This window comes from Thermanaerothrix solaris (assembly GCF_032334255.1).
Lineage (GTDB): Bacteria > Chloroflexota > Anaerolineae > Anaerolineales > Anaerolineaceae > Thermanaerothrix > Thermanaerothrix solaris.
The window spans coordinates 1615991-1629743 of the sequence record NZ_JAUHMF010000001.1; the positions used below are offsets into that span (position 1 = coordinate 1615991).

Consider the following 13753-nt stretch of genomic DNA (forward strand, 5'->3'; position numbering starts at 1 on the left):
GAAAAGATGAACCCTGGAGGCTTGCAAGACTATCCTGATTTCATCATAATAAGAATAACATAAATGCTCCCCGAAAGGGCAAACCCATCGCGAGGTGGGGCGCAAAGTCATGGGCCTGCCCGCTGTGGCAGGCCGCCAGACTGCCGAAGGAACGTGTTTCCAGCGGCAGTTTTTGCCTTTTTAATCCCTGTAGTTTTACTCGATAAGGAGGTGTCGCGATGAAACGTACGTTGTGGTCGGTCCTGTTGGTCCTGGCGCTGGCGTTGAGCAGTTTAGCCACCCTCGGCGCCGCCCCGCCTGCCCCCAAGGGCGATCCTATGATCGGGATCAACGTCCTGCTCAAGACAGAGGTCACGCCAAGTGTGCTCAACGACCTGGGCCAGTACGGCAAGGTGCGCGATGTGATCACCGAGATTAAAGCGGTTACATTGCAGGCACGCGCCAGCCAGCTGCCGCTCATCCGCAGTTTGCCCTACGTTGCAGCGGCCAACCCGGATGCCGAGCGCCAGGGCGCCCCCGTGGATACGGTGGCGGTCGAGGATTTTGCCAACGGCCTGAGCACCTGGGACCTGGATGCAATCAACGTGACCGATGTCGGCTTCAACAACCGCCAGGTGGACTTTGACGGCTCGGGGGTCTATGTGGCGGTGCTGGATACCGGTCTGCTCGATTCGTGGCGGCAGTACTTCCCGGAGGAGCGCATCGCCACGGAGTACGCCATTTCCTTCGGCGGGGGCGGCGGGGAGATGGGCTTCGTCTCCACCCAGCCCAATAAATGGGAGCACGACCAGAACTCGCACGGCACCCATGTGACCTCAACCATCATCGGCTACAGCCTGCGCGGTACGCCGGTCAACGGGGTCGCGCCCAAAGCCAAGATCATCCCGGTCAAAGTACTCAACCAGAACGGCTCTGGCTGGTCCTCGGTGGTGGCGCGCGGCATCACCTACGTGGCTGATCTCAAAGCCGGCCCACTCGCGAATTACCCGGTGGTGATCAATATGTCGCTGGGTGGCCCGGAACTGGATACAGTGGAGAAAGCGGCGATTGATTACGCCATCTCCAAGGGCGTGATCCTGGTCGCTTCGGCCGGCAACAGCGGGGAAGCCGGCATGGGCTACCCCGGCGCGTATGCACCGGTGATCTCGGTCGCTGCCTCTGGCTGGGTGGGCGAATGGGTTGGCGGACGTACCTGGTGGTATGCTAGCGATGTAACCGATCCTATAAACACCGCTGACTTTTACATTACCGACTTCTCCAGCCGCCAAAAGGATGGCCAGGACCTGGACGTGGCGGCGCCCGGCTCGTGGGTGGTTGGCCCGTATCAACTCCAGAGCGGCAAGATCTCGTACTACTTCCTCGGCGGCACCAGCATGGCCAGCCCGCACGTGGCCGGTATCGTGGCGCTGATGGCGCAGAAGAACCCCGCGCTCACCGCCGCGCAAGCCGAGAGCATCCTCACTAGTTCGGCCATCCCACTCCCCGCAGACTGCCGCAACATTTACACTCCCTACGGGACGACTGAAAATGTATGCTGGGATGCGGATGCCACCGGCGCCGGCTTGGCGACCGCCGATGCCGCGCTGGCGGCGACGCCGTAACCCTGATCTATCCCTGGGATAGGCTGACCCGCCGGGCCGACCCCCGGCGGGTCAGCGCTGTTAATTGATAAAATGCCAACGTTTTGTTAATAAAATTCTTGCATTCTTGGGGTATGGTATAGGACGAAGCACTTATGCCCAAATTCATCTTGGAACGAAAGGAGAGATAACCGATGGGAAAGGTTATTGGTATTGACTTAGGCACCACCAACAGTGTGGTCGCTGTGATGGAGGGAGGCGAGCCGGTGGTGATCACCACGGCTGAAGGGTCGCGCTTGTGCCCTTCGGTGGTGGCGTTCACCAAGACGGGCGAGCGCTTAGTCGGCATTCCGGCCAAGCGCCAGGCCATCATCAACCCTGAAAACACGGTTTATTCGATCAAGCGCTTCATGGGCCGCCGCTTTGAAGAAGTGGAGCAGGAGCGCAAGATGGTGCCTTATCAGGTAGTGCGCGGTCCGGCCGGCGACGCCCGCGTGCGCATCCCGGTGACCGGGCGTGAATACACTCCGCAGGAGATCTCGGCGATGATCCTGGCCAAACTCAAGGCCGATGCCGAGGCGTACCTGGGCGAGCCGGTGACACAGGCAGTGATCACCGTGCCGGCTTACTTCAACGACAGCCAGCGCCAGGCCACCAAGGATGCCGGCAAGATCGCCGGGTTGGAAGTCCTGCGCATCATCAACGAGCCGACGGCGGCGGCACTGGCCTACGGTTTGGATAAGAAGAAGAACGAGAAAATCCTGGTCTGGGACCTGGGTGGTGGCACGTTCGATGTCTCCATTCTGGAAGTTGGCGAGGGCGTCTTTGAGGTCAAGTCCACCAGTGGCGACACCCACCTGGGCGGCGATGACTGGGATCAGCGCATCGTCAACTGGGCGGTCGAGGAATTCAAGAAGGAGCACGGGATTGACCTGCGTGAGGACCGCCAGGCACTGCAACGCCTGCGCGAAGCGGCGGAGAAGGCGAAGATCGAACTCTCCAGCATGATGGAGACCGAGATCAACCTGCCCTTCATCACCGCCGATGCCAGCGGGCCCAAGCACCTGCAACTGCGCCTGACCCGCGCCCGCTTTGAGCAGATGACCAAGGACCTGCTCGAGCGCTGCATCCCGCCGTTCGAAAACGCGCTGCGCGATGCCAACCTGCGCCCGGACCAGTTGGATGAGGTGATCCTGGTCGGTGGCGCCACCCGCATGCCCATGGTGCAAGACCTGGTGCGCCGTCTAACCGGCAAGGAGCCTAACAAGAGCGTCAACCCCGATGAGGTCGTGGCTATCGGTGCCGCCATTCAGGCCGGCGTGCTCTCCGGCCAGGTCAAGGACATCTTGCTGCTGGATGTGACCCCGCTCTCGCTGGGTGTGGAGACGCTGGGCGGTGTGATGACCGTGATCATCGAGCGCAACACTACCATCCCGGTGCGCCGCTCGCAGATATTCTCCACCGCCGAGGATAACCAAACCGCGGTGGACATCCACGTCCTGCAGGGTGAGCGACCGATGGCGGCGGATAACATCAGCCTGGGCCGCTTCCGCCTGGATGGCATCCCGCCCGCACCGCGCGGTGTGCCGCAAATTGAAGTAACCTTCGATATTGACGCCAACGGCATCCTCAACGTCTCGGCGCGGGATAAAGCCACCGGGCGCGAGCAGAAGGTGACCATCACGGCCACCACCAACCTCTCGAAGGATGAGATCAACCGCCTGATCGAAGAGGCACGCAAGCACGAAGCCGAGGATCGCCGCCGCCGCGAACTGGCCGAGGCGCGCAACATCGCCGATAACGCCATCTACCAGGTCGAGAAGACCCTGCGCGAGCGCGGTGATAGCTTGCCTGCCGACCTGCGCCGCGAGGCCGAGGACAAAGTCAACGACCTGCGCCAGGCCATGAACGGCGACGACATCCAGCGCATCCGCAACCTGACCGAGCAGGTCAACCAGATCTACGGGCGCCTGCTCCAGGTTACGCCGCAGGCCGCGCCCAGCGGTGATGGCCAGGCGCGCCAGTCCACCACAGAAGGGGACGTGGTCGAAGGCGAATTCCGCGAGGCCTAAGCCTCCCGCTTTTCCCCACAGCGACCCCCACCGCTCTCCCCCGAGGGCGGTGGGGCATTTTTTCGCCTACCGCACGGTGAAGTGGATTTCAGCGCTGGTCGCGCGGTTGCCGGCCAGGTCTTCGGCAATGACCTCCAGCGTATGCTCGCCGCGGACGGCTTCCCACAGCCGGATATAAGGCGGGGCAAAGGTCTCGCCGATCACGCGCCCGTCCAGGCGCCAGATCAGGCGATGCACCCCATAGGTATCGCTGGCTTCGGCATAGAGGCCGACTACGCCGTTGGTCGGGCGCAACAGGGTCTCACCCGCGCGGGGCAGGCTCACCTGCACCTGTGGAGGGGTGTTATCCACCGTCACCTGACGCAGAGCCGTCTCCACCCGCTGATCCCGGTGTACCAGGGTCAAGCGCAGGATGTAAACGCCGTCAGGCAGGGCGGTGGTATCCCAGGTGGCGAGCACCCCCTCATCCACCGGCGCCTCCCCCGTGGCCAGGGTGACCCAAGTCCGCGGGTTCAAGCCTTCCCCCACCTGGACGCGGTAAGCGGCAAAATCGGCAGCCGTCGCACTGCCCTGCACCGTCACGGTTCCCCGGAGGTAGACCAGAGGTGGCGGCTGGCTGAAGTGCACCTGTGGGTTGCTCGGCACACTGGGGATATTGTCATATTGGGTAGGGGGTAAGGGTAAGCCGGCCTGTGCCGCCCAGGTGGCGGCTTCAGGTGGTAGGACCATATAGACACGCTCTTCAATCAATTCCGGCGGGGTGAAGGCTGTCGCCAGGCGTCCGGTCTCACGGTTTACCGCGTAGCGGCGATAGAGGGTATCGTACTGGGTGGGAAGGTTCTCGCTGAGGAAGACCTCCCGCACCACTTGGGGACAATCGGCGGTCGGCAGCAGTCCGGAGGGGTCGCAGACGTTGAGCAGGGTGATCCCCGGTGGGGTCGGCCAATCCTGCGGCGGCAGGTCGCGGTGGAGATAGCGCATCAGCCCCTGCCACAGGCCAGCCGCGAGGGACGGGCTGAGCGCAGCCCCCGTTTCACCGGCGCGGTAGCCCACCCACACCGCCACCAGGTAGTGCGGGGTGTAACCGACCGCCCACACCGTCTGCCCATCCTCCACCTGCCCCACTTTAACCGCGGCAGGACGCCCGAGGGAGAGCATTTCGGCGTTTTCCAGGCGCTGGCGGCGCGCTTCGCTATCGCCGAGGATGTGATGCACCAGGTAAGCCAGTTGCGCGCTGATCAGGGGGCGCACGGCGGGCGTTTCGCCATCCAACCACAGCGTGCCATCGCTGCCTTCCAGGCGCAGCACGCTCAGCGGCTGTGAGGCCGGCCAGCCGTCCACATGGTAGCCCAATCCCAGGGTGGCGAAGGGCAGGTAGGCCTGGGCAATTTCGGTTAGGGTGAGCGGGGCACCCTGGGTTAAGAAAGTCGTAGCCTCCATCTCGCTCAAGGGCAACCCCAGAGCGCGGGCGGTTTGCACCACCGTAGGTGCACCAAGTTGAGCCATCACCTTGTCCAGGGCCGCCCGATCATCGCCCACCAATGCCAGGCGCAGGCGTTCTGGCCCGTGGTAGCGCGCGGCGGAGGCAACCTCTGCCTCGGTAGTCGCAGCGGGGATGTCCCAGACCAGGGTGGCCGGGCTCATCCCGCGGGCAAAGGCGGCCAGCGCCAGGAAGGGGGTGAGCAGGCTGCCGCTGGGACGGCGGCTGAGGGCAGTGGCATACCGGCCTTGGGCATCCATTTCAACCAGTGCCAGTGTCTCGCCCCGGTTCACATCCACGATGATGGCACCGCCGGCCAGCGCGCCGGGTTGAGGGGGGAGCAGAGCCGTCGGCAAGAGGGGTAGCTCACGTGCCGCCGCACAGGAAGCGGCTTCAGCCTCGCTACCCACCGCCAGGTTTTGAAAATAAACCCGCAGGGCACAGGCCAGTTGCGCCTGCAGATGGCGATCCAGCGTTGTGAGCAGGCGCAACCCGCCGCGCTCCAACACCTCGGCCGGGTAGGTGGCTGCCAGCGCCGCCTGCACCTGCGCCACAAAGGCATCCTCCGGCGTGGTGGGCGCCTCGCGGCGCGGGAGCAAGGTGGGAGGATGTTGACGCGCCTCGTTGTAGGTAGATGAATCAATCACCCCTGCCTTTAGCAAGCGCTCCAGCACCTGGCGTTGGCGTTCCAGCGCCGCCTCAGGGGTGTCCAGCGGATTGAGGGCAGGGCTTTCTAACGCCGCCAGTAAGAGCGCCACCTCGCCGGGGTTAAGGTCGGTCGCGGTCTTGCCGAGGTAGCGCAGGGCGGCTTGCTCCGCACCGTAGATTTGAGGACCAAAGCGGGCACTGTTGAGGTATGCCGCCAGCACCTGCGCGTGTCCGAAGCGGGCAACCGCTTGCCAGGCCAGCAGGCGCATGCGCAACGCCCGCCGCAGTGAGGGCGGCTCGCGCCAGAGTAAGAGATCGCTGACCAGGCGCTCGGCGAGGGTTTTGGGGGTTGGGTCAAGGCTAAAAGCAAACCCCGGGCTGGTCCAAAAATCGGGCTGGTGCAGGGTGAGGGTAGCCTGCACCAGCAGGGGACTGAACGCTTCGGGCGAGCCCGGCTCCACGGTACGAAAACGCCGCGCGCCCATGCCGCCATCCAGTGCCGCCAGCACCTGGGTACCGCTTCGGTCATACAGACGGGTGGGCTGGATGAGGCGCCCGGTATTCGGCGCCAACAAGGCGCTCAAAGTTTCAATGGAGGGCAAGTCGGCGGTGAGGACGGCGTAGCCCAGCGCCAGTCCCAGGCTCAGGAGCACCACACTCAAGGCGACCACCAGCGTGATGCCCATCCCGAGGCGTAAAACGCGCCGACTGAAGGCGCGCCGGCGGTGGGCTTGGCGGATACGGCGAGCTTGCAGGATATGATGGACCCACAATGCGCGCATGCTGGTTTTCTTAGCGGGTGGCGGTGACCGCCGGGGTCGGGGTGGGCGGGGTGCCGGTCAGGGTGGAGGAACGGAGTAAGGTGGGCGTGGGAGTAGCCAGGCGCGCCAGGGCTTGCTGGGCTTGGGTGCGCCAGGCGACGGGCACAGCCTCTTCTGGGAGGGTGAGCAGGCGCTGCCAATCGGCGTAAGCGGCGCGCGGGTCTAAGGGTTCCACAGCCTGGGCGCGCCAGTAGTACACAGCGGCTTTATCGGCGTCACTACGTGCCAGCCCCTCAGCCTTGCTCAATTGCATGTAGGCGTCGCCATAGGCTTCCAGGCCTAACAGTGCCCGCCCGCGGCCCAGGTTAGCCGCAAATGAGCGCGGGTTGAGGTTGAGCGCCTGCTTGAAATCATCCAATGCGGCTTCATACGCTTTGGCTTCCAGGTTGATCTCGCCGCGCTGCAACCACAGGGCCAGGTTCAGGCGGTCGGCGGCCAGGGCGCGGTCCAGCAGGGCCAGGGCTGGCTCAACGCGCCCTTGGCGGGCATAGGCTTGTGCCAGCCAGCTCAGCACTTCGTTATCGGAAGCGGCAGGCCCGTAGGTCAAGTACACTTCCAGGGGCGGGATAGCCAGCACGGGCTGGTCCTGTAAGAGATAAATTTGCCCCAGCAAACGGTATGCCGGCAGCAAGGACACATCGCGTCGTAACGCTTCCTGCGCCTGGGCTAACGCGGTTTCCAGGTCGTTTTGGCGCAAGGCAATCCAGGCGCGGTAGTAAGCTATCCAGGGTGACTCGGGGATCAGGTTGGCGGCCTGCTCGAGGTAGTTGGCAGCCCCTGCGTCATCCCCTTGCGCGTTGGCCAGGGCGGCCAGTTCGAGGTAGGCTTCGGCCAGGTTGGGGTCGAGGCGCAGGGCCTCTTGCAGGTTGCGCGCGGCTTCATCGGCCTGGCCGGGGTTAGCACCGAGCAAGGCGCGCGCCCGTCCCAGGTAAGCCGGGGCGTAGTTTTTATCCGCCTTGAGCGCCGCGTTGAAGGCATCCAATGCCTGGGCGTAAGCGCCTTGTTTCAAGTAAATTTGCCCGATCAGGGTATAGATATCAGGGGCAGGCTGGATTTGTGCGGCCTGATCCAGGTATTGGATGGCACGATTATCATCCCCCCGTTCGAAGGCGCGCACACCCAAGCTGTAGGCTTCAATAATCGGATGAGGGGTGCGCCCATAGGCGGGGGTAGGAGTATAGGTGGCTTCCAGCGCTGCCCAGGGCGGGGTAATGGTGGGGGTGAAGGCGGGGTTGGGGGTGACAGTGGTTTGTATCTGTGGCAAGGGAGTAGCGGTAGGGAGGGGCTGGAAGGAAATGGCGGCACGGGTGGGCTGGGCGCGCTGGCGGAGGCGGTTCACACTGAAAATTCCTGCGGTCACTAATGCCAGGACCAGCACCACCAGACCGCCGTAGAGGGCGATGCGCCGCCACAAGTGATGGGTGGCTTCATCGCGCGGTTTTTCCAGTTCCACCTGCCAGGTGCGGCGCTGTAGGGCTGCCGGGACAACCAGGCGCTCGTCACGCGGGAGTGCACCCATCAGGATCAAACCCCGCCGTGCATCCAGGTTGTCGGGGTCGAGGCGCAGGACTTCGCGCAGGCAGTACAGGCGCTCTTTGGGCGTCTCCACTGCGGCGCTCATCCACAGCCAGTACTCGGGCTGGTTGGGATCACGGCGCAATAACCGCGTCAGCAGGTCACGAGCGCGGGCACGCTGTCCCTGTGCCAGGGCGTTGCGTACTTCGGCCAGGATTTGCTCATCTACCATGCTGGTGAAAAGTGTAGCACAGCCTGCCCGAGCGGGCAAGGAAGGCGGGCGCGGGAAATGGTAACGGGAACAAACAAACGAAAGTATGGCTTTGGTTTTAGAATAATCGGAGCGGGTGTATATTAGGAGCAACAATGCCAGTATTGCGCGTTTCGCACCTTTCGAATACAAGACAAACAAAGACTTGAATCGAGAATTTGGGTCACCGATTTCGGCTATGGCAATGTTATTCCAGCCTGGTGGTTAATGCCCAAACCCAGATAACACGGTGCGCAGTGATACCGCAACTTTATTCTCCGTAAGGTGATTTTAATTATCGGATTATTGGTGGTCCTTCCCCTATATTCCTACACCGGCACGGAGGTAATGTCATATGCCTACCCCATTCCGCACGTTTGGTTTCGGTTTGTTGCTATGGGCGTTGCTCAGCCTGGCGTGCGGCCTGGTGCCGCGCCTGAGCCTTGAGACGACGACGCCAACCCCATCGTCTGCCTCCCCCTCCGATCTTCACAGCACACTGGCCGCCCTGCAGACCCAGGTTGCCCAACTGCAAGCAACCTACCCTTCTGAAGCAACGGCCTCGCTGGTTCCCGCGCGCCCGTTGGAGACCCCGCTCCCGCCTTCCTCATGGCAAGCCGTGACCCTGGGACCAGTGCGCCTCAATGTGCCGGCAGAGTTAGCCCTCCAGGTGGATGTAGAAACCGTGCCCGCTGTTGGCGAAACCGAGGCGTTTGGCCCTTGGGAGGTGGCTCCGGCCCACTGGCGAGCGCGCCTGTGGGATTATCCTCTCATCGAGCATGCTCATGAACCCTGGATTTGGGTTTACCCGGCGCGCGACTATATGCAAATGAACCCCGATGCCGACCGCGCGATCCAGACATTAGGAGTACTGCTAAACCGACCGTTTGGGCTCAACCAGCCCGAAGACCTGCCGCATCCTGTATTTGCAAGCATGGCGGCGCGGGTTTTTGCCGCCGCTGTGCAACGCCTGGATTTCAGCGGTGGGAGCGGCCTTCGGGTAATCACCTATTACGCGCAGGATGTCACCCCCATCGAGAACAGCGACCTGCTTTATGAGTTTCAGGGGCTCAGCGCAGATGGTGCCTGGTATATTGTGGCCACCATGCCCCTCAGCCACCCTGGTTTGCCGGCGGCAGATGTGGGCGTGCCTGACCTTAGCGATCCTAATGCAGATTGGATGGGGTATTATGCCGCGGTGACGGCTTACCTGGAACGCCAGCCGGCCACCTCGTTCACGCCGACCCTAGCCTCTCTCGATGCGATGTTCCGCTCCCTCCAGGTCATGCGCTAAAGCCGGTGGCTGGTCACGCTCAGGCCACTGCCGATGATGGGGGCTGGGTAGGGGCTTCATCCGGCAGCAGGTCAATCCGCCCGGTGGCGCCGTCCAGGCGTATGCGCTGCCCATTGTGCAGGCGCTGGGTGGCGCGATCCACGCCGACGACCGCTGGCAGGCCATATTCCCGCGCTACCACCGCGCCATGCGTCATCATTCCACCCACCTCCATGATCAATCCGGCAGCAGAGAGGAAAAGCGGCGTCCAGGAAGGATCGGTGCCAGGGCAGACCAGGATCTCGCCCGGTTGGAGCTCGGCTTGGCGCGGGTCAAAGACAATGCGTACCCGCCCCTCAGCGATGCCTGGTGAGACCGGGCTACCCCACAATGTGGTCTCGCTTTCTTCTTTTACGCTTATTCCAGCGTAAAACGCGCGCCCATCGCTGAGTAACAGGCGTGGCACCTGACGCCGTCGCATTTCGCGTTCATAGACCTGCCGCCGCTGGGCAATGCGCTCGTGCCAAACGGCACTGCCGGGGTCGCGGGCAAAAGCGTGCAGTTCGTCCAAGGTCAGGAAAACCAGGTCATCCGGTTGGCTTAACACCCCCTGGGCACACAACTCGCGGCCAGCGGCGAGCAAGACCTCGCGGATCGCACCCATCACGCGCACCAGGAAAAATTTGGGGTATTCGCGCAACCCCAAGAGTGCCCGCACGCGGCGGCCGAGGAAACGCACCAGGTGAACCTTAAGCCATCCCAGCGGCGTATGGCGGATGCCGGCTTCAAGAAGGGTCAGGGCGTGGTGAGCGCGGGCTTCGCCCTGAGCAGCGACCTGATCGGGGGTGGGTTGCTGCTCATTCCAGTTCAAATACGTTTGGAGGATCGCGAAAACCGAAGTAGGGTCTTCGTTCCAGCGGGGGCGTCCAAGGTCAAACTCGGCCAAGCCGCGGCGGCCGTAGCGGGCTAAAAATTGGCTTACCTGCTGTTGCGTCTCCGCGGCCAAGTGACCGGCCCGATATGCCGCTGCCAGGGCTGCCGGGGCGAGGGTGGTAAGTTCCTCCCGGGCGAGAGGGTGTTGCCTCAGCCCTTGGGCCATCGCCCATAACGCCAGATCCATGGCTGTGGTCGGGTTATAGGGCAGGGAACGGGTCAATTCCAGCACCAACGTATCCCATTCCTGCCGTGATCGTCCCTGCGTTCCCGCGGGGATTTGGCCCGCCAGCAAGCGCAGCAGGTTCAGGCTCCCGATCCCGGTGGCGACGATGGCGATGAGCAAGCGCACCTTGCCCGGCAAAGCGCGGAATAAGCGGGGAATGGCATCGCTTAGAGCCTCCAGCTTAGCCCGCGGGTCTGGCGGAAGACGCCGCAAGTCGGCTTCCAAAGCATTAAGGAAGTCTTCAAAGCGAGCGATGAGCGCTTCTCGGCGCTGATCTGGGGTTAGAAGGTTTAGGAGCACATTACCCAATAGCGGCAGGCCGAAACGCAGCAGGCGCAGGCGGGTGCTGAGACGCACAGGGGCATCCCACCCGATCTGTGGGTCATCCAGTAAGTCCTGCACCGCCTGCTGGGTCGAAGGTTCAACCAGGCCCAGCATCAGGGGTACAAAGCGCCGCCCGACCCGCGTATGCAGCAAGGGGGTCAGATTAACCCATAGGCGTTCACCCGCGACCCACACAGCGCGCTGGGTGGTTGGGGTAAGGTGGTAACCCAAGAGCCGTCCTCCGGCGACGAACAAGTGCAAGATGATTTCTCGCCCCAGGGGTGTGATGGGGTCTAACATCCCCTGCACGGCGCCCATGGAGAAGAGCACGTGCAGCGGTTGTTCGGGTAGTCCATCCGGCAAAGGGTATAACGCGGTGATCGGACGAGACTGAAGGATATAAAAAAGTCCATCTACCCACGCCCACTCGATATCCTGAGGAAAGTGGTAGAGGGCTTCAATGCGCTGGCCCAGTTGTGCCAGGGTCAGGATGGCTTCATCGCTCAATGCTTGGACTGGGGGTGTTGCCTCCGGTGGCGTGAGCTTCCCTTCTGCCGCGAAGGGGACTTTGCGCCCCAACGATTTCGTGAGGATGCGCTGAGCATGAGCATCCACCACATACTCATCAGGCTCCACCCGCCCCGAAACCAACGCTTCGCCCAGGCCAAAAGCCGCATTGATCACGACCTCATTGCGCTTTCCGGTCAGGGGATTGGCAGTGAACATCACCCCCGCTACCTGACTGGGCACCATCACCTGAAGAATAACCGCCAGTGCCAGGTCGTGCTGGGGGACGCGATGGTATAAGCGGTAGCCAATGGCGCGCGCCGTCCATAAACTGCTCCAACAGCGTACCACGGCTTGGAGCAGGGCATCGTCACCTTGCACATTGAGAAAGGTGTCCTGCTGGCCGGCAAACGAGAGGCCGGGTAAGTCTTCGGTGGTGGCCGATGAACGTACCGCCAGCAAAGGTTGCCCGGCCTGCCGATACCATTCCTGGATGGCGGCGGCAATTTCGGTTGGGATCGGCGCGGCGTGGAAGGCCTGACGAATGGTCACAGAGAGAGCTTCTAGGTCGGCAAGGGGAGCATTCGGGTTGGCCTGGCAGGCTGGGGCAAGCACGACTTCAAGGTGGTTAGCGCGTACAAATTCGCGATAAGCCGCGGTGCTCAACACCACGCCGTCTGGCACGGGCAATCCGGCTTGGGTGAGGCGCGCCAGGTTTGCCCCTTTACCGCCACTCAGGTTCAGGTCTAAGGCTGCGGAGGAGGTCAGGGGCAGCAGGTAAGACGTGGACATATGGATTTACAAGGGGTTCGCAAGATAGTAACATTATATAGCAAGATAAAAAGTGCGTCGGAGTGTCCCTGCGGTTTAGGGGAGGAGGTTTATTAGACCCCGATTCTGGCTTATGTAGCGCTGGCTGCTGCGATGTTTTTCGTCCCAATTTGGCAGCAATTAAGTGAGATTTAGGGTGCTCAATCCCAGCCTATTTTTTGAGATTCACCGAATTTAGCCATCCCCTCAGGCCGCGCGAAACTGGACGATTCTCAAAAATTTGTGTTATACTTGGACGGCTATCCACTCAGGGTAGCCTATCATCTCTCACGCGGTCAGACCAATCCTGGCGTGCCCCGGTTGGGGTGAGGGAATGGGAAGAAGCCGCGGAGGAATAACGCCAAACCGAAAGGAGTTTTTGTAATGGCTAATGTCATTTCCATGAAGGCTCTTCTCGAAAGCGGGGTGCATTTTGGCCACCGCACCAACAAATGGCATCCGGCGATGCGCCCCTACATTTTCACCGAGCGCAACGGAATCCACATTATTGATCTGCAACAAACCGTCAAAGCCCTCAATGAGGCCTACAAGGTGGTCGTGGATACGGTATCCAAGGGCGGAACGGTGCTCTTTGTGGGCACCAAACGCCAGGCTCAGGATACCATCCGCGAGGAAGCTCAGCGCTGTGGTATGCCCTACGTGGTCGAACGCTGGCTACCCGGCACCCTGACCAACTGGATTACCATCTATCAGCGTATCCTGGAATTGGATCGGTTGGAAAAAATGCGCGATAGCGGCGAACTCCAGGCCCGCACGAAGAAGGAACGCCTGCTGATCGAGCGCGAGATCGTCCGTCTGCAGACCCGCCTTAGCGGTCTGCGCACCATGAAGCGCTTACCCGACTTACTTTTCGTGGTGGATGTGTGCCGTGAAGCCACCGCTGTGCACGAGGCCAATCTCAAGAACATCCCGGTGATCGCCTTGGTGGATACGAACTGCGACCCCACCGGCGTGGACTACGTCATTCCCTCCAACGACGACGCTATCCGCGCTATCAAACTGCTGGTGGGCAAAATTGCCGATGCCGTGCTTGAAGGCAAGGCCCTGCGCAAAGAGGAAGTGGTGGAAGAGGAAGTCGAGCCTACCTTTGCGGTTGCACCTACCGCTGTTCGCTACACCATGCTGGATGAAGAAGAAATTGGCGATGAGGATTTACTGGGCGATGCGACGCTGGCGAAACTGAGCGGCCGCCCTGCGCGCAAGGCGATTGAGGACGAAGAAGAGGAAGAAGTCGAAGACATTGAAGAGATCGAGGCTGAAGACGAAGAAGAAGCCTGAGCCGATCATACATCA

At 62.0% G+C, this 13753-nt stretch carries 7 protein-coding genes and 1 riboswitch; of the genes, 4 read left to right on the forward strand and 3 right to left on the reverse strand.

What is annotated here, in order from left to right; translation table 11 throughout:
- The first annotated feature begins 67 nt into the window (after window positions 1-67).
- Window positions 68-148, forward strand: a riboswitch (cyclic di-GMP riboswitch).
- A gap of 70 nt (window positions 149-218) precedes the next feature.
- Window positions 219-1601 carry a S8 family peptidase gene (locus tag QYE77_RS07440; protein ID WP_315624745.1) on the forward strand — a complete coding sequence of 461 codons (1383 nt, stop codon included), beginning with the start codon at window positions 219-221 and terminating at the stop codon, window positions 1599-1601.
- Between the two features lie 173 nt (window positions 1602-1774).
- Complete coding sequence (gene dnaK / locus QYE77_RS07445; RefSeq protein WP_315624746.1) at window positions 1775-3652, forward strand: molecular chaperone DnaK; 1878 nt, start codon at window positions 1775-1777, stop codon at window positions 3650-3652.
- A 66-nt stretch (window positions 3653-3718) separates the two neighbouring features.
- On the opposite strand, the gene QYE77_RS07450 is transcribed toward dnaK, so the two are convergent.
- Together QYE77_RS07450 and QYE77_RS07455 are read right to left on the reverse strand one after the other, a co-directional pair.
- Entirely contained in the window at window positions 3719-6562 is a 2844-nt protein-coding gene (locus QYE77_RS07450; RefSeq protein WP_315624747.1) for a transglycosylase domain-containing protein, read from the reverse strand.
- A gap of 10 nt (window positions 6563-6572) precedes the next feature.
- Window positions 6573-8387 (reverse strand): tetratricopeptide repeat protein, encoded by a 1815-nt coding sequence (locus tag QYE77_RS07455; protein WP_315624748.1) that lies wholly within the window; start codon window positions 8385-8387, stop codon window positions 6573-6575.
- A 334-nt stretch (window positions 8388-8721) separates the two neighbouring features.
- Here QYE77_RS07455 and QYE77_RS07460 point away from each other — a divergent pair, with 334 nt between their 5' ends.
- Entirely contained in the window at window positions 8722-9660 is a 939-nt protein-coding gene (locus QYE77_RS07460; RefSeq protein WP_315624749.1) for a hypothetical protein, read from the forward strand.
- 19 nt (window positions 9661-9679) lie between these two features.
- On the opposite strand, the gene QYE77_RS07465 is transcribed toward QYE77_RS07460, so the two are convergent.
- Window positions 9680-12421 carry a PEP/pyruvate-binding domain-containing protein gene (locus tag QYE77_RS07465; protein ID WP_315624750.1) on the reverse strand — a complete coding sequence of 914 codons (2742 nt, stop codon included), beginning with the start codon at window positions 12419-12421 and terminating at the stop codon, window positions 9680-9682.
- A gap of 402 nt (window positions 12422-12823) precedes the next feature.
- Between QYE77_RS07465 and rpsB the strand changes: the two genes are divergently transcribed.
- Entirely contained in the window at window positions 12824-13738 is a 915-nt protein-coding gene (rpsB, locus tag QYE77_RS07470) for a 30S ribosomal protein S2 (RefSeq protein WP_315624751.1), read from the forward strand.
- The last annotated feature ends 15 nt before the right edge of the window (window positions 13739-13753 follow it).